23 protein-coding genes and 1 other annotated feature are annotated in these 22,990 nt (G+C 57.2%); of the genes, 11 read left to right on the forward strand and 12 right to left on the reverse strand.

All coding sequences use genetic code 11. The features are described from left to right. The 10 genes from JO226_RS18535 to hisL all read right to left on the reverse strand — a co-directional run. Positions 1-264 (reverse strand): SDR family NAD(P)-dependent oxidoreductase (locus JO226_RS18535; protein WP_293641239.1); only part of this gene is annotated, 264 nt, incomplete at its 3' end. Between the two features lie 135 nt (positions 265-399). After that, positions 400-999 (reverse strand): bifunctional phosphoribosyl-AMP cyclohydrolase/phosphoribosyl-ATP diphosphatase HisIE, encoded by a 600-nt coding sequence (gene hisIE / locus JO226_RS18540; protein WP_293641242.1) that lies wholly within the window; start codon positions 997-999, stop codon positions 400-402. Beyond that, positions 993-1,769 carry an imidazole glycerol phosphate synthase subunit HisF gene (gene hisF, locus JO226_RS18545; RefSeq protein WP_293641245.1) on the reverse strand — a complete coding sequence of 259 codons (777 nt, stop codon included), beginning with the start codon at positions 1,767-1,769 and terminating at the stop codon, positions 993-995. Before hisF ends, hisIE begins: the two co-directional genes overlap by 7 nt. Then, entirely contained in the window at positions 1,751-2,488 is a 738-nt protein-coding gene (gene hisA, locus JO226_RS18550; protein WP_293641248.1) for a 1-(5-phosphoribosyl)-5-[(5-phosphoribosylamino)methylideneamino]imidazole-4-carboxamide isomerase, read from the reverse strand. The genes hisF and hisA overlap by 19 nt, the downstream gene beginning before the upstream one ends. Further along, complete coding sequence (gene hisH, locus JO226_RS18555) at positions 2,488-3,078, reverse strand: imidazole glycerol phosphate synthase subunit HisH (protein ID WP_293641251.1); 591 nt, start codon at positions 3,076-3,078, stop codon at positions 2,488-2,490. The genes hisA and hisH overlap by 1 nt, the downstream gene beginning before the upstream one ends. Further along, complete coding sequence (gene hisB, locus JO226_RS18560; RefSeq protein ID WP_293641253.1) at positions 3,078-4,145, reverse strand: bifunctional histidinol-phosphatase/imidazoleglycerol-phosphate dehydratase HisB; 1,068 nt, start codon at positions 4,143-4,145, stop codon at positions 3,078-3,080. Before hisB ends, hisH begins: the two co-directional genes overlap by 1 nt. Continuing rightward, a complete protein-coding gene (hisC, locus tag JO226_RS18565) occupies positions 4,142-5,203 on the reverse strand; it encodes a histidinol-phosphate transaminase (RefSeq protein WP_293641255.1) in 1,062 nt (353 codons plus the stop codon). The genes hisB and hisC overlap by 4 nt, the downstream gene beginning before the upstream one ends. Further along, positions 5,200-6,504, reverse strand: a complete 1,305-nt coding sequence (hisD, locus tag JO226_RS18570; protein ID WP_293641257.1) for a histidinol dehydrogenase — start codon at positions 6,502-6,504, stop codon at positions 5,200-5,202. The genes hisC and hisD overlap by 4 nt, the downstream gene beginning before the upstream one ends. 3 nt (positions 6,505-6,507) lie before the next feature. Further along, positions 6,508-7,407: an ATP phosphoribosyltransferase gene (gene hisG, locus JO226_RS18575; RefSeq protein ID WP_293641259.1), complete on the reverse strand. Its 900-nt coding sequence runs from the start codon at positions 7,405-7,407 to the stop codon at positions 6,508-6,510. Between the two features lie 45 nt (positions 7,408-7,452). After that, positions 7,453-7,575 (reverse strand) — a sequence feature (His leader region). Then, a complete protein-coding gene (gene hisL / locus JO226_RS18580) occupies positions 7,551-7,601 on the reverse strand; it encodes a his operon leader peptide (RefSeq protein WP_004899375.1) in 51 nt (16 codons plus the stop codon). (Overlaps the previous feature by 25 nt.) Before the next feature lie 175 nt (positions 7,602-7,776). On the opposite strand from hisL, the gene JO226_RS18585 reads away from it, so the two are divergent. From JO226_RS18585 to fusA, 5 genes are all read left to right on the forward strand, one after another. Beyond that, positions 7,777-8,595, forward strand: a complete 819-nt coding sequence (locus tag JO226_RS18585) for an SDR family oxidoreductase (protein WP_293641262.1) — start codon at positions 7,777-7,779, stop codon at positions 8,593-8,595. A 39-nt stretch (positions 8,596-8,634) separates the two neighbouring features. Beyond that, complete coding sequence (locus tag JO226_RS18590; RefSeq protein ID WP_293641265.1) at positions 8,635-9,552, forward strand: LysR substrate-binding domain-containing protein; 918 nt, start codon at positions 8,635-8,637, stop codon at positions 9,550-9,552. A 232-nt stretch (positions 9,553-9,784) separates the two neighbouring features. Beyond that, positions 9,785-9,847, forward strand: coding sequence for a membrane protein YoeI (gene yoeI / locus JO226_RS18595; RefSeq protein ID WP_096335044.1), 63 nt, complete (start codon positions 9,785-9,787; stop codon positions 9,845-9,847). Next, the gene (locus JO226_RS18600; RefSeq protein ID WP_293641268.1) at positions 9,837-11,195 is read left to right on the forward strand and encodes an APC family permease; all 1,359 of its coding nucleotides are present in this window, start codon (positions 9,837-9,839) and stop codon (positions 11,193-11,195) included. Before yoeI ends, JO226_RS18600 begins: the two co-directional genes overlap by 11 nt. Before the next feature lie 156 nt (positions 11,196-11,351). After that, positions 11,352-13,454, forward strand: a complete 2,103-nt coding sequence (gene fusA / locus JO226_RS18605) for an elongation factor G (RefSeq protein ID WP_293641271.1) — start codon at positions 11,352-11,354, stop codon at positions 13,452-13,454. Between the two features lie 45 nt (positions 13,455-13,499). Here the strand turns inward: fusA and sbcB are convergent, their stop codons facing one another. After that, positions 13,500-14,924: an exodeoxyribonuclease I gene (sbcB, locus tag JO226_RS18610; RefSeq protein WP_293641273.1), complete on the reverse strand. Its 1,425-nt coding sequence runs from the start codon at positions 14,922-14,924 to the stop codon at positions 13,500-13,502. A gap of 190 nt (positions 14,925-15,114) precedes the next feature. On the opposite strand from sbcB, the gene dacD reads away from it, so the two are divergent. The 4 genes from dacD to JO226_RS18630 all read left to right on the forward strand — a co-directional run bounded on the left by dacD (position 15,115) and on the right by JO226_RS18630 (position 18,527). Beyond that, the gene (dacD, locus tag JO226_RS18615; protein ID WP_296406176.1) at positions 15,115-16,281 is read left to right on the forward strand and encodes a serine-type D-Ala-D-Ala carboxypeptidase DacD; all 1,167 of its coding nucleotides are present in this window, start codon (positions 15,115-15,117) and stop codon (positions 16,279-16,281) included. 124 nt (positions 16,282-16,405) lie between these two features. Continuing rightward, a complete protein-coding gene (sbmC, locus tag JO226_RS18620) occupies positions 16,406-16,879 on the forward strand; it encodes a DNA gyrase inhibitor SbmC (protein WP_293641275.1) in 474 nt (157 codons plus the stop codon). A gap of 100 nt (positions 16,880-16,979) precedes the next feature. Then, positions 16,980-18,038 carry an FUSC family protein gene (locus tag JO226_RS18625; protein ID WP_293641277.1) on the forward strand — a complete coding sequence of 353 codons (1,059 nt, stop codon included), beginning with the start codon at positions 16,980-16,982 and terminating at the stop codon, positions 18,036-18,038. A 165-nt stretch (positions 18,039-18,203) separates the two neighbouring features. Next, positions 18,204-18,527 carry a DUF496 family protein gene (locus JO226_RS18630; RefSeq protein ID WP_062741474.1) on the forward strand — a complete coding sequence of 108 codons (324 nt, stop codon included), beginning with the start codon at positions 18,204-18,206 and terminating at the stop codon, positions 18,525-18,527. Positions 18,528-18,597: 70 nt separating this feature from the next. Here the strand turns inward: JO226_RS18630 and JO226_RS18635 are convergent, their stop codons facing one another. Beyond that, entirely contained in the window at positions 18,598-19,932 is a 1,335-nt protein-coding gene (locus JO226_RS18635; RefSeq protein WP_293641280.1) for a 2-hydroxycarboxylate transporter family protein, read from the reverse strand. Positions 19,933-20,320: 388 nt separating this feature from the next. Between JO226_RS18635 and JO226_RS18640 the strand changes: the two genes are divergently transcribed. Together JO226_RS18640 and JO226_RS18645 are read left to right on the forward strand one after the other, a co-directional pair. Then, a complete protein-coding gene (locus tag JO226_RS18640; protein ID WP_293641282.1) occupies positions 20,321-21,265 on the forward strand; it encodes an AEC family transporter in 945 nt (314 codons plus the stop codon). A 22-nt stretch (positions 21,266-21,287) separates the two neighbouring features. Continuing rightward, positions 21,288-22,973 carry an NAD-dependent malic enzyme gene (locus JO226_RS18645; protein ID WP_293641284.1) on the forward strand — a complete coding sequence of 562 codons (1,686 nt, stop codon included), beginning with the start codon at positions 21,288-21,290 and terminating at the stop codon, positions 22,971-22,973. Positions 22,974-22,990: the final 17 nt, after the last annotated feature.

A 22,990-nucleotide genomic window follows, 5' to 3' on the forward strand; every position in this document is an offset into this window, starting at 1 on the left:
GACGCCGGCCTGTGCCGCCAGATGAATAACGCGGTCGAATTTTTCATCCGCGAAAAGCGCGGGCATGGCCACTCGGTCAGCCAGATCGATTTTATGAAAAGTGAAATCTGGCGAGTTCAGGAGATCCAGTCGCGCTTGTTTCAGGCTGACATCGTAGTAATCATTCAGATTATCAATACCAACAACCTGATGTCCTGCTTTGAGCAAGCGATCGCATACGTGATAGCCGATAAAGCCGGCGGCGCCAGTGACCAGAAATTTCATCTTAAAACCTCGAATTATAGTCATCCAGTATCTGCAATGAATCTTTTACGCAGATGGGTGCGCAGATGATACCTGTTAATACCGGGAATGTGTATCAGAGGGTTAGCAGGGAGCCGGAATGGCCCCCCGGAAAGATTATTTGTGGCGACGACGAAGATTCTCAATAACCGTCGTCAGGTCCAGATTCTGGTCCTGCAACAGCACCAGCAGGTGATACATCAGGTCTGACGCTTCGTTGGTCAACTCCTCGCGGTCCTGCACGGTGGCGGCAAGCGCCGTTTCGACGCCTTCTTCACCGACTTTCTGCGCGATACGCTTGGTGCCGCTGGCGTACAGTTTTGCCGTATACGAGCTTGCCGGGTCGGCGGTTTTGCGCGAGGCCAGCAGTTGCTCCAGCTGCCAGAGGAACAGCCATTGATGGCTGTTGTCGCCAAAGCAGCTTGAGGTGCCTTTGTGGCAGGTCGGGCCAATCGGGTTTACCAGAATCAGCAGCGTGTCGTTATCGCAGTCCGGCGCGATGCTGACCACGTTAAGAAAATGGCCGGAGGTTTCCCCTTTGGTCCACAGGCGCTGTTTGGTGCGTGAAAAGAAGGTCACCTTGCCGGTTTCCTGCGTTTTCGCCAGCGCCTCCTGATTCATATAGCCAAGCATCAGCACCTCGCCGGACACGGCGTGCTGGATAACCGCAGGCATCAGTCCATCGGTTTTTTCCCAGTCCAGACGTTCTGTCAACATACCCTTATCTCCACGCCCTGTGCTGCCAGGTACGCTTTTAATTCGCCAATATTCATTATCTGTTTGTGAAACACGGAGGCCGCCAGCGCGCCGTCGACGTTGGCATCGCGGAAGGCGTCAAGGAAGTGCTCCATGGTGCCCGCGCCGCCGGAGGCGATGAGCGGTACGTGACAGACGTCGCGCACCTTGCGCAGCTGTTCAAGGTCGTAGCCGTTGCGAACGCCGTCCTGGTTCATCATGTTGAGCACAATTTCCCCGGCGCCGCGTTTTTGCACTTCCTGTACCCAGTCGAGGGTTTCCCATTGGGTGACGCGGGTGCGGCTCTCGTCGCCAGTATACTGGTTGACATGGTATTTGCCGGTCGCGGCGTCATACCAGGTGTCGATACCCACCACAATACACTGTACGCCAAAGCGGTCCGCCAGGCGGGTAATCAGCGTCGGGTCCGCCAGTGCAGGCGAGTTAACCGAAATTTTATCGGCGCCGAAGGAGAGGATCTGCGCGGCGTCTTCCACTGACTTAATGCCTCCTGCGACGCAGAAGGGAATATCGATAACCTCGGCCACGCGGGTGACCCAGCTTTTGTCGACCACGCGGCCGTCGCTGGAGGCGGTAATATCGTAAAACACCAGCTCATCCGCGCCTTCTTCGGCATAGCGCTTCGCCAGTGGGACGATGTCGCCGATGATTTCATGGTTGCGGAACTGTACGCCTTTCACCACCTGACCATCACGCACGTCAAGACAAGGGATTATCCGTTTTGCCAGCATTCGATAGCCTCCGCCACGTTAAATTTACCTTCCAGCAGGGCGCGACCCACAATAACGCCGCGCACGCCGGTTCCGCGAAGCGCGGCCACGTCGTTAATATCGCCAATGCCGCCTGAAGACTGAAACGCCACCTGAGGATAACGGGCGCACACCTCCTGATACAGCGAGACATTAGAGCCCGCCAGCGTGCCGTCGCGGGAGATATCGGTGCACAGCACGTGTTGCAGGCCCACCGGCAGGTAGGTGTCGACCAGCGCTTCCAGGGTGACGCCGGAGTTCTCCTGCCAGCCGCTGACCGCCACCTGTTTGTTACCGGCGTCGTCAATGCGCACGTCCAGCGCCAGCACCAGCTTCTCTGCGCCGAAGCGCGTGAACCAGCCTTTCACCACCTCCGGTGATTTTACCGCCGTCGAGCCGACCACCACACGGGCGACGCCCGCGTCAAGCAGCGCGGCCACGTCCTCTTCGGTACGGATGCCGCCGCCGACCTGCACCGGCACATCGACACCGGCCACCAGCGTTTTCAGCAGCGCTATCTGCCGTTTGGCCGGATCTTTCGCGCCGGTCAAATCCACGAGATGCAGCACCTCGGCGCCCTGCGCGGCATACTCCTGCAGCCGCGGCAGCGGGTCGTTGCCGTAGTCGCGCTGCTGGCCGTAATCGCCCTGATGGAGGCGTACGACGGTGCCGTCAATTAAATCTAAAGCCGGAATAATCATCACATCTCCAGAAAGTTTTTCAGCAGCTGCGCGCCCGCAGCGCCGGAGCGTTCCGGGTGGAACTGTACGCCGTAGAAATTCTCTTTCTGTACAGCGGCAGTGAACGGTTCACCGTAGTTGCACTGGGCAATGGTGTTTGGGTTGACCGGCATCGCGTAGCTGTGCACGAAGTAAAAGTAAGCGCCGTCTTCGATGCCGTGAAACAACCGGTTGCCCGCTTTGGCGTAAACGCGGTTCCAGCCCATATGCGGCAGCGGCAGCCCCGTGTCGGCCATTTTCGGCACGTCCTGATCGATAATGCCCAACAGGTTGACGCCGTGGGTCTCCTCGCTGTAGCGCCCGAGCAACTGCATGCCGAGGCAAATCCCCAGCACCGGCTGGGTGCAGGCTTTAATCAGCCCGATAAGCTCGCGCTCGCGCAACTGGTCCATGGCGGCCTGCGCGGTGCCGACGCCGGGTAAAAAAAGCTTATCGGCGCGCAGTACGACGTCAGGGTCGCGGCTAATCACGGGCTCGTAGCCGTGACGCTTAATGGCGGAAGTCACCGAGTGCAGGTTGGCGCAGCCGGTATCGAGGATCACCACGTTCATCACAGCACTCCTTTCGAGGAGGGAAGGGCATCACCTTCGACGCGGATGGCCTGGCGCAGCGTGCGGCCAAAGGCTTTAAACAGGCTCTCGACGCGGTGGTGATCGTTCTTGCCTTTGGTTCTCAGGTGCAGCGTCACGCCCATGGTATAGGAGAGCGAGCGGAAGAAGTGCTCAATCATCTCCGTGCTCAGGTCGCCGACGCGCTGATAGGTGAATTCGGCGCGATACTCAAGGTGCGGGCGCCCGGAAATGTCCAGCGCGCAGCGCGCGAGGCACTCGTCCATCGGCAGTACGAAGCCGAAACGGTTGATGCCGCGCTTATCGCCGAGCGCCAGCTTCAGCGCTTCGCCGAGCGCCAGACCGGTATCTTCGACGGTGTGGTGATCGTCAATATAGAGATCGCCTTTGACCGTAATGTCCAGACGAAAACCGCCGTGGGTGGCAATCTGGTCGAGCATATGGTCGAAGAAACCGACGCCGGTGTTGATGCGGCTGCCGCCTTCGCGGTCCAGCCAGACCTTAACGTCGACCTGGGTTTCGCGGGTATTGCGCTCGACGTGGGCGTAACGGTCGCGTCGCGTGAGCTTCTCGGTAATCGCTTTCCAGCCGAGGGTATCGCGGTTGTACAGCAGGCCGGTGATGCCCATGTTGTCGCCGAGAGTCACGTCGGTTGCGCGGTCGCCGATGACGTAGCTGTTCGCGGTATCCATCGCGCCGTTTTCCAGCCAGCGGGTCACCAGCTTTGTTTTCGGTTTGCGGCAGTCGCAGTTGTCCTGCGGTAAATGCGGACAAATCAGCACATCTTCAAAGGCCACACCCTGAGAGGCGAGAATTTGCATCATCAGGTCGTGCGGGCCGTCGAAGTCCGCCTGCGGGAAGCTGCTGGTGCCCAGTCCGTCCTGATTGGTGATCATCACCAGACGAAACCCGGCCTGCTGCAGCTTGAGCAGGGAGGGAATGACCTCCGGTTCGAACGCCAGCTTATCGAAACGGTCTACCTGGAAATCGCTCGGAGGCTCGGCAATCAGCGTGCCATCACGATCAATAAAGAGGAACTTCTGAGTCATACATTCTCCGCTCGAAGGGCGTCAATGACGCGCTGGCTCTCTGCACGGGTGCCGATGGTAATGCGCAGGCAGCCGCTTAAAGAAGGTTGTTTGTTCTGGTCACGTAAAATAATGCCCTGATCCCACAGAGATTTAAAGACTGCGCTCGAGGCGGTGAACCGCACCAGAATATAGTTGGTTTCTGAATCAAAAACCTGTTCAACGCAGGGGATATCGCGCAGGTTGCTGACCAGATACGCGCGCTCGGCGAGGATCTGCGCCACGCGCTCGCGCATCTCAGTAATCCCTTGCGGGCTCAGCGCCTGGGCGGCGATATCGGCGACCGGGGTCGACAGCGGGTAGGGGGCAATCACCTTCAGCAGCAGGGCGATAACTTCTTCGCTGGCGAGCGTAAAGCCGCAGCGCAGCCCGGCCAGCGCAAAGGCTTTGGATAAGGTGCGCAGCACCACCAGGTGCGGATAGTCGGCCAGCCAGTTGACCAGCGTCGCCTGCGGGCAGAACTCGATGTAGGCTTCATCCGCGACCACCAGCGCTTTGCCGCGGGTCATCTCCAGCAGCGTGCGCATGTCCTGAGGATTGATTATCTGCCCCGTCGGGTTGTTCGGGCTGCACACATACACCAGCTTCACGCCGTCAAGCTGTTCAGCAATCGCCGGCAGGTTAAGCTGCCAGCCTTCCCGCGCCTGTACGGTGCGGCACTCGACGCCGAAGGTCTCCGCGCTGACGCTGTACATGCCGTAGGTCGGCGGGCAAAACAGGATGGCGTCCTGGCCCGGCTCGCAGAAGGCGCGGATCAGCAGCTCAATACCTTCGTCAGCACCGCGGCTGACCAGCACTTGTTCCGGTTTAACGCCAGCGTATTGCGCGTAATTGCCGATAACCGCTTTCGGCTGGCATTCCGGGTAGCGATTGAGCGTCTGCTGGGTCAGCGCAAAGGCGACCGGCGTCGGAAACTCGTTGGCGTTCAGCCAGACATCGCCTTTACCGCCGAGGCGGCGGGCGGACTGATACGGCGTCAGGTCGCGGACGTTTTTGCGGGCTAACTCTTCGATGCTCATGCTTGCTCCTTCAGGGCTGCAACGCGCAGCGTAACGGCGTTTTTGTGGGCAGTCAGACGTTCGGCCGCGGCCAGCGTTTCAATGGTGGCGGCGAGTGATGCAAAACCCTCGCGGGACAGTTCCTGCACCGTCATCCGTTTCTGGAAATCGGCAAGCCCGAGGCTTGAGCTGGTCGCGGTATAGCCGTAAGTCGGCAGCACATGGTTGGTGCCGGAGGCGTAATCGCCCGCGGACTCCGGCGACCAGTCGCCAAGGAACACCGAGCCCGCGCTGGTGATGCTGTCGACCAGTTCCCGGGCATTACGCGTCTGGATAATCAGGTGCTCCGGGCCGTACTGGTTGGAGATACTGACGCACTGCGCGATATCGCGAGCGACAATCAGGCGGCTTGCCGAGAGCGCCTGGCGGGCGGTGTCGGCGCGCGGCAGCTCGGCGAGCAGGCGCTCAACGGCGTCGGCGACGCGGGTGGCCATTTGCGCATCCGGCGTCAGCAGGATCACCTGCGAGTCCGGGCCGTGTTCTGCCTGAGAGAGCAGATCCGAGGCGACAAACTCCGGCGTTGCGCCGCTGTCGGCGATCACCAGCACCTCCGACGGGCCCGCGGGCATATCGATCGCCGCGCCGTCCAGACGCTGGCTGACCTGGCGTTTCGCCTCGGTCACAAAAGCGTTGCCTGGCCCGAAGATTTTGTCGACGTTTGGCACCGACTCGCTGCCAAACGCCAGCGCGGCGATCGCCTGCGCGCCGCCAACCTTATACACATCCTGCACGCCGCACAGGCGAGCAGCATAGAGAATTTCGTCGGCAATCGGCGGCGGCGAGCACAGCACCACCTGCTGACAACCGGCGATGCGGGCAGGCGTTGCCAGCATCAGCACGGTGGAAAAGAGCGGCGCCGAACCGCCTGGAATATACAGCCCGACGGACGCTACCGGACGGGTGACCTGCTGGCAGCGCACGCCGGGCTGGGTCTCGACATCCACGATGGGCAGCTTTTGCGCGGTGTGGAAGGTTTCAATGTTGCTCACCGCGACCGCCATCGCCTGCTTTAGCGCCGGGCTCAGGCGCGCGCTGGCGTCATCTATCTCCTGCGCGGTCACCTTCAGCGCGTCGACCTCGGTTTTATCGAACTTCGCGCTGTACTCGCGCAGCGCCGCGTCGCCCCGGGCGCGAACGTTGTCGAGGATTTCGCGCACGGTGCGGCTGATGCTCTCTGAAGCGCCGATGGCCGGGCGCATCAGCAGCTCGTCTTGCTGCTGTGGGCTGCAGGTATTCCAGTCGATTACGGTATTAAAGCTCATGGCTTACTCCATCATCTTCTCAATCGGCAGGACCAGAATGGAGCTGGCGCCCAGGGCCTTCAGTTTTTCCATGGTTTCCCAGAACAGGGTTTCGCTGCTGACCATATGCATGGCCACGCGCTGCTGATCGCCTGCCAGCGGCAGAATGGTAGGGCGCTCAGCGCCTGGCAGCAGGGCGACGACCTCGTCCAGACGCTCGGTCGGGGCGTGCATCATGATGTATTTGGACTCACGGGCCTGAATAACGCCCTGAATACGGGTCAGCAGACGGTCGATAAGCTGTTGCTTTGCTTCCGGCATCTCGCCGTCGCGCTGGATAAGACAGGCTTTTGAGCGATAGATAACCTCCACTTCGCGCAGGCCGTTGGCCTCAAGGGTGGCGCCGGTCGACACCAGGTCGCATATCGCGTCAGCGAGACCCGCGCGCGGCGCCACTTCGACAGAGCCGTTGAGCAGACAGGATTTAAAGCTGATGCCTTTTTGATCGAGGTAACGCTTGAGCAGGTGAGGGTAAGAGGTGGCGATACGTTTGCCGTCGAGCGCGGCCAGGCCGTCCCAGGTCTCATCGACCGGCGTCGCCAGCGACAGGCGACAGCCGCCAAAGTCGAGACGGCGCAGAGTAAAGTAGCGCGGGTCTTCGCCCTGGGCGCGGCGGCTCAGCAGCTCTTCTTCCAGCACGTTCTCGCCGATAATGCCGAGGTCGACAACGCCGTCCATCACCAGACCCGGGATATCGTCATCACGCACGCGCAGAATGTCGATAGGCATATTCTCCGCCATCGCGATCAGGCGCTGGGTGTGAAGGTTGATTTTTATTCCGCAACGGGCCAGTAATTCGCGTGAATCATCGCTAAGGCGGCCCGATTTCTGCATAGCTATGCGTAAACGGTTGTTATCTAACATGCTCTTATCCTCTGTTTCCTGTCTGAATCGCGGTGAGTCCGGTCCAAAAAAAAGCCCCCGGAAGACGATCTTCCGGGGGCTCTCTCTTGCGTTCTGCACCACTGGAAGATCCTACTGTCTTCCAGCACACATCGCCTGAAAGACTAGTCAGGGTGATGGTGATGATGGTGGTGTTTAAATTGAACGCGGTTCATAAAATTCTCGTTGAATGCCTATGCACTTGATGTCTGTTAACCTAAACCACTTCCGACACGGAAAGCAAGGGCTTTTTTTGAACTTTAATTCATTTCATATTCACCAGATAAATTGTCAGTTGCCGTGGCCTGGCGTAGCCTTAATACAGGAGCGCGAACGACTCAGGAGACAGACATGAAAAAGGTCGCAATTGTTGGGTTAGGATGGCTGGGTATGCCGCTTGCCCTTTCGCTGACGGCTCGCGGCTGGGAGGTGACCGGCAGTAAAACCACCCAGGACGGCGTCGAAGCGGCCAGAATGTGCGGCATTGAGAGCTACCCGCTTCGCCTTGAGCCGCAGCTGGATTGCGAAACGGACGACCTTGACGCGCTCATGAACGTCGATGCGCTGGTCATCACGCTACCGGCGCGTCGTACCGGCCAGGGGGATAATTTTTACCTGCGGGCGGTGCAGGAGATTGTCGACAGCGCGCTGGCGCATCGTATCCCGCGCATTGTGTTCACCAGCTCGACCTCGGTCTACGGCGACGTGCAGGGCGTGGTGAAGGAGAATACGCCGCGGGTGCCGGTCACCACCCACGGTCAGGTGCTTAAAGAGCTAGAAAACTGGCTGCACAATCTGCCGGGGACGTCGGTGGATATCGTGCGCCTTTCAGGGCTGGTCGGGCCCGGGCGGCATCCGGGGCGCTTTTTTGCCGGAAAATCCGCGCCGGACGGCCAGCATGGCGTAAACCTGGTGCATCTTGAGGATGCGGTGGCCGCCATTACCCTGCTGCTACAGGCGCCGAAGGGCGGGCATATTTATAACCTCTGCGCGCCGCAGCACCCGTCCCGGGCGACATTTTATCCGCTGATGGCGCGTGAGCTTGGCCTTGCGCCGCCGGTGTTTAGCGACAGTGGCGGTAAGGGCAAAACGATAGACGGCAGCCGAATCTGCCATGAGTTGGGGTTTGAGTATCAGTACCCTGATCCGCTGGTCATGCCAATGGAATAAACTGCCAGCGCTGAAATCGCGTACCGCAAGGGGGCGACGATGAAGCCACTGCTGGACGTTCTCATCATTCTCGATGCGCTCGATAAAGAAGGGAGTTTTGCCGCGGCGTCGGCAAAGCTCTTCAAAACACCGTCGGCGCTCAGCTATACCGTGCACAAACTGGAAAGCGACCTCAATATTCAACTGCTCGATCGCAGCGGCCATCGCGCGACCTTCACCCGCACGGGACAAATGCTGCTGGAAAAAGGCCGCGAAGTTCTGCATACGGTGCGTGAACTGGAAAAGCAGGCTGTTAAGCTGCATGAGGGTTGGGAAAACAATCTGGTGATCGCCGTTGACGACACTTTTCCTTTCTTATTATTAACGCCGCTGATCGCAGCCTTTTACCAGCAGCATGATGTCACCCGCCTGAAGTTTATTCGCGGCGTGCTGGGCGACTCCTGGGAGGCGCTGGCGACCGGACGGGCTGATATTGTCGTCGGCGCGCTGCGCGACCCGCCACCGCTGAGCGGTTTTGGTTTCTCACCGCTGGGGTTTCTGGAGCAAATTTTCGTGGTGGCGCCGCAGCACCCGCTGGCGCAGGAGCCGGAGCCGCTGAGTCGTCGCACCATCAGGCGCTTTCGCGCCGTTATTGTCGGCGATGACGCCGCACCGGGCTGTTCTGCATTTCAACAGCTGCTTGAAGATCAGGAAGCGCTCACTGTTTTTGATTTTAAGACTAAACTGGAATTACACATCAGCGGGCTCGGATGCGGTTATTTACCGCGTTATCTGGCGCAGCGTTTTATTGAAAACGGCGCGCTGGTGGAAAAACAGGTGGCGGCCCATTTACCCTTCGATGCGGTATGGATCGGCTGGAATGAGCAGACCTCTGGCCTTGCCAGCACCTGGTGGCGGGACAATATTTTAGCAAATAGTGCTATTGCTGCGGTGTATGCCTCTAACAGTGATGAATAATCAGACAGTTAGCGGAGTGATTTATTTGATGAAGCTCTCATTCTCTTGTGTTTGTTGGGGGAAGAGGGCACAATACGCCGCCTGCAAAAATAGAGATTAACCGACGTTTTTAAACGCGTCGGTTATTTTTTTGCAACAAAGAAACGTCATTCAAAACCAAGAGGCCGGGCTTCGTACCGGATAGATATTTACTAAAAACCGACAGTTGTTGTCGCTGAGGAATCCGTAAAAAATGGGGCAATTTTTTGCTTACGCGACGGCATTCGCCGTGAAGGAGAATGACCATGTCGCATAACGTTACTCCAAACACCTCTCGCGTGGAATTACGTAAAACACTTACGTTGATTCCGGTTGTCATGATGGGTCTTGCCTATATGCAGCCGATGACGCTGTTCGATACATTTGGTATCGTATCAGGCCTCACAGACGGTCACGTGGCGACGGCGTATGCCTTTGCGCTGATCGCGATTCTTTTTACAGCGCTAAGCTACGGTAAACTGGTTCGCCGTTTCCCGTCCGCGGGCTCTGCTTATACCTATGCCCAGAAATCCATTAGCCCGGCGGTTGGCTTTATGGTGGGTTGGTCATCCCTGCTGGACTACCTGTTCATGCCGATGATCAACATCCTGCTGGCAAAAATTTACTTTGAAGCGCTGGTGCCTTCCGTTCCGTCGTGGATCTTCGTGGTTGCGCTGGTGGTCTTTATGACCATCTCTAACCTGCGCAGCATCAAGACTGTGGCGAACTTCAACACCCTGATCGTCATTTTGCAGATGGGGATTGTAGCGGTTATCGTCGGCCTGATTATCTACGGCGTGTCGCACGGCGAAGGCGCAGGTACGCTGACCAGCACCCGTCCGTTCTGGTCCGAAGGCGCGCATGTGGTGCCGATGATAACTGGGGCAACCATCCTGTGCTTCTCGTTCCTCGGCTTTGACGGTATCTCTTCGCTGTCTGAAGAGACCAAAGACGCTGAGCGTGTTATTCCACGCGCGATATTCCTGACGGCGCTGATTGGCGGCATGATCTTTATCGGTGCTTCCTACTTCCTGCAGCTGTACTTCCCGGATATCTCTCGTTTCAAAGATCCGGATGCGTCACAGCCGGAAATCATGCTGTACGTTGCCGGTAAAACCTTCCAGTGGGGCGTGCTGATTTTCTCCAGCGTGACCGTACTGGCTTCCGGTATGGCGGCGCACGCGGGCGTTTCTCGTCTGATGTACGTGATGGGCCGCGACGGCGTGTTCCCGACCCGTTTCTTCGGCTATGTGCATCCGAAATGGCGCACGCCGGCATGGAACGTGCTGCTGGTTGGCGCTATCGCGCTGCTGGCGATCAACTTCGACCTGGTGACCGCAACGGCGCTGATTAACTTTGGCGCGCTGGTGGCGTTCACCTTCGTGAACCTCTCGGTTATCTCGCAGTTCTGGATCCGTGAGAAGCGCAACAAAACGCTGAAAGACCACTTCAACTACCTGGTACTGCCGGTATGCGGCGCGCTGACCGTAGGCGCGCTGTGGATTAACCTTGAAGAGAGCTCAATGATTCTGGGCCTCATCTGGGGCGGTATCGGCCTGCTGTACCTGGCTTGCGTGACGAAGAGCTTCCGCAACCCGGTTCCGCAGTACGAAGATGTCGCGTAATCACGCGATACGATAAAAAAGCCGGAGGGTGATCCCCTCCGGCTTTTTTGTTTCTGCTAACTTATTTTCGAGGCGAATTTGTTCACGTTCGGGGGGATTGGCGATCATACTCTTTTATGGCCGCTCACTGACAGTCAAAACGACTAAGGACGCATCATGCCCCGACCCATCCCCCTCGAACGTTATCGCAACATCGGTATCTCCGCGCATATCGATGCCGGTAAAACCACGACCACTGAGCGCATTCTGTTTTACACCGGGATGAGCCACAAGCTGGGCGAAGTACACGATGGCGCTGCAACGACCGACTGGATGGCGCAGGAGCAGGAGCGGGGGATAACCATTACCTCGGCGGCGGTCAGCTGCTTCTGGCCCGGTATGGACCGGAGCTTTGAACCACACCGTATCAACATCATCGATACGCCCGGGCATGTGGATTTCACCATTGAGGTGGAGCGATCCATGCGCGTGCTGGACGGCGCGGTAATGGTGTATGACTCCGTGGGCGGCGTGCAGCCGCAATCGGAAACCGTGTGGCGTCAGGCGAATAAGTACCATGTTCCCCGGCTGGCGTTCGTCAATAAGATGGACCGTCCCGGCGCCGATTTTTTCCACGTTGTGCAGATGATGATTGACCGCCTGAAGGCGAACCCGGTGCCGATTGTTATCCCTGTCGGCAGCGAGGAGCATTTCGTCGGCGTGGTGGATCTCGTTAAGATGCGCGCTATCTACTGGGACGATGCGACTCAGGGGATGGTCTTCAGCTATGCGCCGGTGCCGGATGCGCTGCTCGCCACCGCGCAGCAGTGGCGGGAGAAGATGGTGTCGGCGGCGGCGGAGGCCAGCGACGCGCTGATGGATAAATATCTGGAAACTGGCGACCTGAGCGAGGCGGAAATCGTCGCAGGGCTGCGTAAACGCACCGTTGGCGGAGAGATTCAGCCGGTGCTGTGCGGCAGCGCGTTTAAGAATAAAGGCGTGCAGCGCATGCTTGATGCGGTGGTTGAGCTGATGCCGTCGCCACGTGATATTCCGGCTATCGACGGCGTGAACGAGAAAGGGCAGCCCGACGAGCGTCATCCCGGCGATGAGGAGCCGTTTTCGGCTCTGGCGTTCAAGCTGATGACCGACCCCTACGTCGGTCAGTTGACCTTTATCCGCGTTTACTCCGGTGTGCTGAAAAAAGGCGATGCAGTGTATAACCCGGTCAAGGAGAAGAAGGAGCGTATCGGGCGTATCGTCCTGATGCACGCCAACGATCGCCACGACGTGGAGGCGCTGCACGCCGGGGATATTGCCGCCTGCGTCGGTCTGAAGGATGTGACCACCGGCGATACCCTGTGCGATCCCAATGCGGTGATCACCCTTGAACGGATGGAGTTTCCGGAGCCGGTGATTTCGCTCGCCATTGAGCCAAAAACCAAAGCGGATCAGGAAAAAATGGGGATTGCCCTGCAGCGGCTGGCGTCGGAAGACCCGTCTTTCCGCCTGCATACCGACGAGGAGTCCGGGCAGACCATTATTTCCGGGATGGGCGAGCTGCATCTTGAAATCATCGTCGATCGCATGAAGCGCGAGTTTGGCGTTGAGGCCAATATCGGTCGCCCGCAGGTCACCTACCGCGAAACGCTGCGCAAAACCGTCAGGGAGGTGGAGGGGAAATTTGTCCGCCAGTCCGGCGGTAAAGGGCAGTACGGCCACGTGGTGCTAACCCTCGAACCGCGGGAGCCAGGCAGCGGCTTCGTGTTTGAAGATGCCACCAAGGGCGGCGTGGTGCCGCGCGAGTACATTCCGTCGGTGGAAAAAGGGCTGCGTGAGGCGATGGGTACCGGCGTGCTGGCCGGATATCCGGTTGTCGACGTCAAAGCGACGTTGACCTTTGGCTCGTACCACGATGTCGACTCGTCGGAAATGGCGTTTCGCATGGCGGCGATTTTCGGCTTCAAAGAGGGGGCGCGCAGGGCCGAACCGGTGATTCTCGAGCCGGTGATGCACGTGGAGGTGGAAACGCCGGAGGTCTACGCGGGCAACATTATGGGTGACCTTTCGTCGCGTCGCGGGATGGTGCAGGGCATGGAGGAGCGCTACGGCAGCCAGATTATTCGCGCTGACGTCCCGCTTGCCGAGATGTTCGGTTACTCCACCACGCTGCGTTCAATGTCCCAGGGCCGGGCGACCTACAGCATGGAATTTCACCACTACGCCGAAGCGCCGCGCACGGTGGCGGAGGCGATCATCGCCAGCCGCGCGAAAACGTAAATCCTTTTCCGGGCGACAGGGATGCCACCCGGAAAGGTATCGCCGTCAGACGATCTCCTGCGCGTACTGCCACAGCGTTTTCAGCAGCGCGAGTTTGGCTTTATCCCCGGCATACTGCTGGCTGAGCATCTGTAGCTCATCGGCGTAGGCCTGTAAAAACTCGGGCGTGAACACCTCGCGGCGGTGCTGCAACCAGCGCTGCTGCTCGGCATCGTCAAGCGTACCGGGGAAGTTACGCGCCCGATAATTGAACAGCAGCTTTTCAATACGCGCATCGGCAAAGGTCAAATCCAGCGCGGGCAGATTGCGCGGTTCGGTTTCCAGCAGGATTTTCATCGCCGTGCGATCCGCATCGCTGAAAAAACCGTTGTAGAGCTGCGTATCCACATTCTCTGACGGCACAAACGGCGCCGCGTCGGCAAAAATCGCCACCACCTTGTCGCGAACCTGCGGGTTGTCCCGCAGCAGCTTCAGGTTATCGAGACACTGCTGGCGGTTAATGCCCAGACGGTCGGCATCTTCCGGGCGCAGGGTATTCGCCTGAGCCAGCACCGGGCATTTGTTGAGATGCACCAGTTTGACCGGTACGGCGGCCAGTTCGCCGAGACTGGCCTTCGCGGTATACAGGCGATCGCGCAGTTCGTCCGCCGTCAGCTCAAGCAGCGGCGACATATCGCCCGCCAGATCAACCATGACCACCGCGTTGCGGTTATCCGGGTGCCAGGCCAGCGGCGCGACCCAACTGGTGTTTCCGCGCCAGGCGCCGAACATACCGGAGACATGCACCAGCGGCTTCATCTGCGGCACGTCAATCAGCGTCGCCAGCTTGTTCTTATTGCGATACGTATAGAGGTAGTCAAACAGCCGCGGCTGGCGCGATTTCACCAACTGCGCCATGGCGATGGTGGCGTAGACGTCGGCCATCGCATCGTGGGCGTTGCTGTGCTCAATACCGTTGGCGCGGGTCAGGTGCTCAAGGCGAAAGCTCGGCAGCCCGTCTTCATTTTCCGGCCAGTTGATCCCTTCCGGTCGCAAGGCGTAACAGGCGCGCATCACGTCCAGCAGGTCCCAGCGCGAGTTGTGGTTCTGCCAGCTCCAGGCGTAAGGATCGTAAAAATTGCGGTAGAAGATATTACGGGTGACTTCGTCATCGAAGCGCACGTTGTTGTAGCCCACCACGCAGGTTTTCGGCACCGTGAACAACGCATGAATGCGACGGGCGAAGGCCGCTTCGTTTTCCCCTTTAGCCAGCGCTTCTTGCGGCGTAATGCCGGTTATCAGCACCGCCTGAGGCTGCGGCAGGTAGTCATCCGCCGGTTTGCAGTAGAACACCTCCGGCTCGCCGATGACGTTGAAATCGTTGTCGGTGCGAAGGGCGGCGAACTGGGCGGGGCGGTCCAGCGACGGGCTGGTGCCGAAGGTTTCATAGTCGTGGAAAAGGAATCCAGGCGGCGATTGCGTCTCTTGCATGGTCTGTCAGTCATCCGTATGCGCGTGAACCCAGCATGGTAAACGATTTGGCGCATCATCAGAAGGGTGGGGCGTGATTACGTTGTCGCCAGCGGCTGATGTTGTCATATTTTCTTGCAATTAAACGCTGTCAGTAAAGCGTAAGTCCCGTAAAAAGGACGGCGAATTGATGAAAGTTGAGGATATGCTGTTGAAAGGCCGTTTGTTTATTGCTGTCTCTTTGCTCGCTTCGGGCATTTCCTGCGCACTTGCCGCAGACATTCTTCCCAACACGGTACCGCCTCCGGCCATTCAGGCTGGCGCATGGGTGCTGATGGATTACACCACCGGTCAAATCTTAACGGCAGGCAATGAGCACCAGCAGCGCAACCCCGCCAGCTTAACCAAGCTGATGACCGGCTATGTGGTCGATCGCGCTATCGACAGCCACAAAATTACGCCGAACGATGAGGTGACGGTCGGTCACGACGCCTGGGCGAAAGGGAACCCGGTGTTTGACGGGTCATCGCTGATGTTCCTCAAACCCGGCGATCGCCTGACGGTGCGCGACTTAAGTCGTGGGCTTATTGTGGATTCCGGCAACGACGCCTGTGTCGCGCTGGCGGATTATGTCGCGGGCGGTCAGCCGCAGTTTGTTCAACTGATGAACGGCTATGTGCAGAAGCTGGGGCTGAAAGATACCCACTTTGAAACGGTGCACGGCCTTGATGCGCCAGGGCAGCACAGCTCCGCCTATGATCTGGCGGTGCTCTCCCGCGCTATCATCCACGGCGAGCCCGATTTCTACCACATGTACAGCGAAAAAAGCCTGACCTGGAACGGTATCACCCAGCAAAACCGTAATGGTCTGCTGTGGGATAAAACCATGAACGTGGATGGGTTGAAGACGGGCCACACGTCGGGCGCGGGCTTTAACCTTATCGCGTCGGCGGTGGACGGCGAGCGCCGCCTGATTGCGGTGGTCATGGGCGCGGAAAGCGCAAAAGGTCGTGAAGAGCAGGCGCGCAAGCTGCTGCACTGGGGCCAGCAGAACTTCGACACCGTCCAGATTCTGCACAGCGGCAAACAGGTTGGCAACGAGCGTATCTGGTACGGTGACAAAGAGCAGATCCGTCTGGGTACCGATCAGGACTTCTGGCTGGCGCTGCCGAAAACAGAAGTGCCGAATATCAAAGCCAGGTATGTCCTTGACAGGAAAGAGCTGGATGCCCCTATCGCCGCGCACCAGCGTGTGGGCGAAATCCAACTGTATGACCGCGATAAGGTGGTGGCCCATTGGCCGCTGGTGACGCTGGAAAGCGTCAATAAAGGCGGCGTCTTCTCGCAGTTCAGCGACTGGCTGCACCATAAAGCCTGACAAAACGCCCCTTCCTGGGGCGTTTCACATTTCCGTTCTGTGAATTACCGCACATACTACATTGATGTGGCCTTGCTACATTTGTATGTATGTTTATACAGTAATTTCACATGCGGAGGCTTTTATGGAATACAGTATCAGACAGGAACACCAACGTGTCGTGGCCGGTTTTCACATGGTTGGCCCATGGGAACAGACGGTAAAACAAGGCTTTGAGCAGCTGATGATGTGGGTTGATGGGCAGAATATTCCGGCCAAAGAGTGGCTGGCGGTCTATTACGATAACCCCGATGAGGTGCCAGCGGAAAAGTTGCGCTGCGACACGGTGGTGACCGTAGAACCCGGTTTTCAGATTCCCCCCAACAGCGAAGGCGTCATTCTGACGGAAGTGCTCGGCGGAGAATATGCCGTCGCCACTGCGCGGGTGATTAACCATGATTTCTCCACGCCATGGTACCAGTTCTTCGGCAGCGTGCTGGAGGACAGCGTCTGGGAACTGGCGGCAAAACCGTGCTTTGAGCGCTATCTGAATGACGGCAATCAGGACGGCTACTGGGATATCGAAATGCATATCGCGGTAGGGCGTCGGGCGGGTTAAGATCAATAGCCTTTGTCATTTAATGGTTATTAACACTCGCGTGATCCACGTTGCAGAAAAACGGATACAATTGTGCTTTTAGTCCGGCCGGAGAGTGGGTGTGCGAGCCGATAAATCACTCAGCCCTTTTGAAATTCGTTTTTACCGCCACTACCGTATCGTTCACGGGGTGCGCATCGCGCTGGCCTTTGTCCTGACGTTTTTGCTGATTCGTCTGCTTGATGTTCCGGAAGGTACCTGGCCTCTGATTACGATTGTCGTGATCATGGGGCCTATTTCCTTCTGGGGGAACGTGGTGCCGCGCGCCTTCGAGCGTATCGGCGGGACGATCCTCGGTTCCGCGCTTGGGCTGGTGGCGCTAAAACTTGAACTGATTTCCCTGCCGCTGATGATTGTCTGGTGCGCCGTGGCAATGTTTCTCTGCGGCTGGCTGGCGCTCGGGAAAAAGCCTTATCAGGCGCTGCTGATCGGCATTACCCTCGCGGTGGTCGTGGGCGCGCCGGCGGGAGACATGCACACCGCGCTGTGGCGCTCCGGCGACGTGATTTTTGGTTCGCTGCTGGCGATGCTGTTTACCGGCATCTGGCCGCAGCGCGCGTTTCTGCACTGGCGTATTCAGATGGCGAACTACGTTACCGCATTTAACCGCCTCTACCAGGCGGGCTTTTCGCCAAACCTGCTGGAACGCCCCCGCCTTGAACGGCATATCCAGAAAGTCCTCAATGACGTGGTGAAAATGCGCGGGTTTATCACCCCGGCAAGCAAAGAGACGCGCATACAGAAGTCAATTTTCGAGGGGATTCAAACCGTCAGCCGTAACCTGGTGTGCATGCTGGAACTGCAAATCAACGCTTACTGGGCATCGCGCGCCAGCCACTATGTGATGCTTAACGCCCAGACGCTGCGCGATATGCAGCAGATGACCCAACAGACGCTGCTGACTATCGCCCATGCGCTGTATGAAGGCAACCCGCAGCCGATTCTGGCGAACAATGAGAAACTCAATGAGATCGTCGCCGAGCTGCGCCAACTGGTGGGGGAGTATCAGGGAGATAATCTGTCTGAGACGCCGATCCACGGCTACGTATGGTTAAGTATGGAGCTGGCGCGGCAACTGGAGCTGCTGTCGCATTTGATTTGTCGGGCATTGCGCAAATAACGCGCATATGGGACGGGTTTGCTGTCTGCTTGTTTCGATTCAGCTACATTTAGGGTTATGATGAACCCAAAGTAAAAACCCATTGTCATCAGCCGCCGTGAGCAGTTATGTTTACCCTACGCGGTGGCTTTACGAATCCGAATCTCAATCATTAGGGGTGTAAAAATGGAAACAACCAAACCTTCGTTCCAGGACGTACTGGAGTTTGTGCGTCTGTTCCGCCGTAAGAACAAGCTGCAGCGTGAAATTCAGGACGTTGAGAAAAAGATCCGTGACAACCAGAAACGTGTTCTGCTGCTCGACAACCTGAGCGACTACATCAAGCCTGGGATGAGCGTTGAGGCTATCCAGGGCATCATCGCCAGCATGAAGACCGACTATGAAGACCGCGTTGACGACTACATCATCAAAAACGCTGAGCTGTCGAAAGAGCGTCGCGATATCTCCAAGAAGCTGAAAGTGATGGGCGAGCAGAAAACCGCTGAGTAATTGCCTGCCTCTTCAGTAAGACGGTGAAAGCCTGGCGCTTTCACCGTTTTTTTTCGTCTGCGCTCTGGTGTTACACCACCCAACCCAGCAGCAGAGTGGCGGCGATAACCGTCGAAGCGCCGCCGATACGCGTAGCGATTTGCGCGAACGGCATCAGTGACATCCGGTTTGACGCCGACAGGATGGCGACATCGCCCGTTCCGCCGAGACCGCTGTGGCAGCAGGTAACGATTGCTGCTTCCACCGGGTACATATTCAGCCGCGAAGCAATGAAAAAGCCGCTCAGCGTCATGGCGATCACCACCGACCCGCAGACGACCACATAGCCGACGGAAAACACCGAAACGACGCTCTCCAGCGGCACATACAGCATGCCAAGGCCAATCATCAGCGGCCATACTAAGGCGGCTGACACAAACTTGTAGCAGCTGTGCGCGCCCATCTCCATCGACGATGGGATCACTTTGGCGTACTTACAAAATACCGCTGCAAGAATCATCAACACCGGGCCGGGAATATGTACCAGCTTCTCGAACAAACCGCCGACGATAAAGAAGGCGCAAATCATCAGTAAACCGGCGCCCATCAGTTGAAAATCGGTCTGCTGTACGCTCTGCGTCTGGGTAAATACGCTGTTGTCTTCACGGCTGCGGATAAGCATCCCATTACCGGAAAGCGACGGCCGGCGGCTTCCCATACGCGCAAGCACCCCGGCGCAGATAATGGCGAAAATGTTGCCGACGACGGCGGCAGGCGCCAACTGGGCGACATAGACATCCGGGGTTTGTCCGAGGATAGCGGAGTAGGCCAGCGAAAGCGGTAAAATACCCTCGCCGATACCGCCGCCGATAATCGGCACGATGATAAAGAAAAAGGTATGATAAAGGCTGTAGCCAAACAGGGAACCCACCAGCAGGCCGCTGAGGATAGCCGTAGCGGTACCGACGACTAACGGCACGAACATCCGTATCATCCCCTGAATCAGGATAGTCCGGTTCATGCCCAGAATACTGCCGACCACCAGACAGGCAATCACGAAATAGAGCAGGTTCGCTTCTTTCATCAGCAGGTGGACGGTGGCCATGGTATGCGCCTGGAACAGGTCAAAATAGACCAGTACCGAAGGCACCATCAGGCACAGGATCGCCGGGCCGCCGATTTCTTTCAGCACCGGGATCATGCGGCCTATTTTCGCCAGCGCAAAACCTAAGGTCATGATGACGGCGAGGCCGCCTATCATATTCTTCGGCAGTAAACCGGCTGCGTCGGACGCGGCAACGATGGCGGCGATAGTAATGAACAGCGCCAGCGGCACTGAACCTACTTCAATATTACCCAGAAGTTTCAGCGGCTGCCCGCCGGGGGTGGATTTCGCAAGGGTATGATGTAGTGGATTATTTTCCATTAGTGTTACCTGATTATATTAATAAATAATGTAGGGGTGGTTGAAAATAAAGCTATATAAAATAAGAACAATTTGTTAGTGAGGAACCATGCAAAGATAACGTTGAAAAACCTAACACACGCCCATCTGATTAAAAAGCCTCGAAGATTTCTCTTGTACTGGTTTTGTGACAGCGTCGAAATGTTCTGTTTAAATAACTTAATTCTTCTTTTTGTAATTAAAGTAATTGAAAATCTATGCCTGATATTTGTAAGTAAAGTAGCTGCGATGAAAGTATTTAAATAGAGCTAAGTGTGATTGTTGTCACCCCACTGTATATGCGCGATCGTTAAATTAGCCAGCGAAAGTTGTTTTATATTTCCTGTTTATTATATGGCCAGGAGTTTTCATGCCCTCATTACTATTACAATCTCTGTTCCCCCTGGTATTTATCATGCTGCTCGGGTGGTTAAGTGGAAAATTAGGTTACAGCCGTCGTGAAGATGCCTCCGTGCTGGCGACGGTGGTGATCCGCTTTGCGCTGCCTTTCCACCTGTTTATCGGCGCGTTGAATACAAACCCGGATAAAATAAAGAACTTTTCGTTTATGGCGGTGCTGGTGATAGGGCTGATGGGCTCTTATTTCCTGACGCTGCTGATCTCGCGCTACGTGTTCCGCCACGACATTAAAACCAGCGCGGTGCAGTCGTTGGTGTGCGCCTTCCCGGATATGGCCTATTTTGGCGCGCCGGTGTTGGCGGTGCTGATTGGGCCTGAAGGTTTCCTCGGGGTACTTATCGGCAACATCGTGACCAGCGTGTTTATGATCCCCCTGACCATCATCCTGATTCGCATGGGGGATAAGTCGGAAAGCGCCCACGATGAACTGAGCCCCGGCAAACTGGTAATGCAAAGCCTGGTGCGGGCGGTCAGAAACCCGATTGTCTGGATCCCTATCTCCGGCGTGTTGCTAAGCCTGGCGGGCGTACAACTGCCGCATCTGTTGAGTTCGCCTATCGAGATGGTTGGGAAAGTGGCAGGCGGTCTCTCGTTGTTCGCTTTAGGTCTGCTGTTTTACGGCGAGCGCCCGACGCTCAATCTGCAGACGTTTACCAATATCAGTATTAAAAATTTGCTGCAACCGGGGCTGATGGCCGCCGCTGGTCTGGCGTTTGGTTTAAGCCATAGCTTAATGCAGCAGGTGATTATTATCGGCGCGACGCCTTCGGCGATTGCCGCAGGAATGTTTGCGTTACGGAGCGATACCTATATTGAAAACGCGTCTTCTTCCATCTTAATGGGGACCGCGCTGGGTGTCGTTACCGAAGGTTTAATGATTTATTTGATTTCATAAGAGATCCGTTCAGGAGTATTGCATGTTGATTAAGGAAACGCTGTATACACCGTATAGTGGCGCCGTGTTATTAGAAAGTCCGCTGTTAAATAAAGGGCTGGCGTTTACGGAAAGCGAACGCCAGACGTTTAATCTTAACGGTCTGTTGCCGCATAACGTCGAAACCATTCAGGAGCAGACGGAGCGGGCATGGGAACAGTTTTGCCAGTTTAAACGCGATATTTCGCGGCATATCTATTTGCGTAATATTCAGGATACCAACGAAACGCTGTTCTATAACCTGCTGCGTACGCACATGAAAGAGACGCTGCCGATTATTTATACACCAACGGTCGGCGAGGCCTGTGAGCATTTTTCCGAGATATATCGTCGCGCCAGAGGATTATTTATTTCCTGGCCGAATCGTCACCATATTGATGAAATGCTGCAAAGCTTCTCCCGTCACGATATCCGCGTGATCGTCGTGACCGATGGCGAACGAATTCTCGGCCTTGGCGATCAGGGCGTGGGCGGAATGGGCATCCCTATCGGCAAGCTGTCGCTGTACACCGCCTGCGGGGGGATTCATCCGGCGTCCACATTGCCGATTATGCTGGATGTGGGGACCAACAATACCAAGCACCTTGAAGACCCGCTGTACATGGGATGGCGCCACCCGAGGATCAGCGACGACCAGTACCTTGAATTTATGGATATGTTCGTGGAGGCGGTGCAGAACCGCTGGCCGGACGTTCTGCTGCAGTTTGAAGATTTTGCGCAGAAGAACGCCACCCGACTGCTGAACCGCTACCGCAACGCGCTGTGCTGCTTTAACGATGATATTCAGGGGACTGCCGCCGTTACCGCAGGAACTCTGCTTGCCGCAGCGAAGACGGCAGGAACCCACATTCGCGATCAGCGGGTGGTCTTCCTCGGCGGTGGTTCGGCAGGCTGCGGCATTGCCGAGAAAATCATTACCCTCATGATGGATGACGGTCTGACGGAAAGCGAAGCCCGCAGCCGCGTGTTTATGGTCGATCGTTTTGGTCTGCTGACAGACGAAATGCCGAACCTGCTCGATTTCCAGCAGAATCTGGTGACCGCACGGGACAGCATTCGCCACTGGGATGTCGACACTGCGAATCTCTCATTACTGGATGTGGTGCGTAACGCCCATCCGACGGTCATGATCGGCGTCTCCGGACAGCCGGGTCTGTTCAGTGAAGCGGTTATTAAAGAGATGCACCGTCATTGCCCGCGGCCGATCGTGATGCCGCTTTCTAACCCCACCTCCCGGGCGGAAGCGCAGCCGCAGGATGTGATTGAGTGGACGCAAGGGGCGGCGCTGGTCGCGACGGGAAGCCCGTTTGCGCCAGTCTTTTATCAGGGGCAGGAGTATGAGATAGCGCAGTGCAATAACGCTTATGTGTTCCCGGGGCTTGGACTTGGCGTGCTGGCGGGAAGGGCGTCCCGGGTGACGGAAAACATGCTGATGGCCGCCAGCAAAACGCTTGCCGCGCACTCGCCGCTGGCAACCACCGAAAAAGGCGGATTGCTACCGCCGGTTGATGCGATTGAACCGCTCTCCCGGGCTATCGCCTTCGAGGTAGCCCGTACTGCCCAGCAGGATGGCGTCGCGCCGGTGATGAGCAAAGAGGAGCTGCTCCTCAGTATTGAGAAAACGTACTGGAAAGCCAGCTACACCGCGTATAAGCGGGCGCCGCTGTAATCTTCAGGTGATAAAAA

It is taken from the genome of Pluralibacter sp. (assembly GCF_019237635.1).
GTDB lineage: Bacteria > Pseudomonadota > Gammaproteobacteria > Enterobacterales > Enterobacteriaceae > Enterobacter_B.

Bases quoted from the DNA above. Each gene is read 5' to 3' on its own strand.
- hisD (WP_293641257.1), bottom strand. From the start codon at position 6,504: ATGAGCTTTAATACCGTAATCGACTGGAATACCTGCAGCCCACAGCAG.
- hisA (WP_293641248.1), bottom strand. From the start codon at position 2,488: ATGATTATTCCGGCTTTAGATTTAATTGACGGCACCGTCGTACGCCTC.
- hisH (WP_293641251.1), bottom strand. From the start codon at position 3,078: ATGAACGTGGTGATCCTCGATACCGGCTGCGCCAACCTGCACTCGGTG.
- JO226_RS18640 (WP_293641282.1), top strand. From the start codon at position 20,321: ATGCCCTCATTACTATTACAATCTCTGTTCCCCCTGGTATTTATCATG.
- hisF (WP_293641245.1), bottom strand. From the start codon at position 1,769: ATGCTGGCAAAACGGATAATCCCTTGTCTTGACGTGCGTGATGGTCAG.
- JO226_RS18630 (WP_062741474.1), top strand. From the start codon at position 18,204: ATGGAAACAACCAAACCTTCGTTCCAGGACGTACTGGAGTTTGTGCGT.
- sbmC (WP_293641275.1), top strand. From the start codon at position 16,406: ATGGAATACAGTATCAGACAGGAACACCAACGTGTCGTGGCCGGTTTT.
- sbcB (WP_293641273.1), bottom strand. From the start codon at position 14,924: ATGCAAGAGACGCAATCGCCGCCTGGATTCCTTTTCCACGACTATGAA.
- JO226_RS18585 (WP_293641262.1), top strand. From the start codon at position 7,777: ATGAAAAAGGTCGCAATTGTTGGGTTAGGATGGCTGGGTATGCCGCTT.
- JO226_RS18590 (WP_293641265.1), top strand. From the start codon at position 8,635: ATGAAGCCACTGCTGGACGTTCTCATCATTCTCGATGCGCTCGATAAA.
- hisG (WP_293641259.1), bottom strand. From the start codon at position 7,407: ATGTTAGATAACAACCGTTTACGCATAGCTATGCAGAAATCGGGCCGC.
- JO226_RS18600 (WP_293641268.1), top strand. From the start codon at position 9,837: ATGTCGCATAACGTTACTCCAAACACCTCTCGCGTGGAATTACGTAAA.
- hisC (WP_293641255.1), bottom strand. From the start codon at position 5,203: ATGAGCATCGAAGAGTTAGCCCGCAAAAACGTCCGCGACCTGACGCCG.
- hisIE (WP_293641242.1), bottom strand. From the start codon at position 999: ATGTTGACAGAACGTCTGGACTGGGAAAAAACCGATGGACTGATGCCT.
- fusA (WP_293641271.1), top strand. From the start codon at position 11,352: ATGCCCCGACCCATCCCCCTCGAACGTTATCGCAACATCGGTATCTCC.
- hisB (WP_293641253.1), bottom strand. From the start codon at position 4,145: ATGACTCAGAAGTTCCTCTTTATTGATCGTGATGGCACGCTGATTGCC.
- JO226_RS18635 (WP_293641280.1), bottom strand. From the start codon at position 19,932: ATGGAAAATAATCCACTACATCATACCCTTGCGAAATCCACCCCCGGC.
- JO226_RS18645 (WP_293641284.1), top strand. From the start codon at position 21,288: ATGTTGATTAAGGAAACGCTGTATACACCGTATAGTGGCGCCGTGTTA.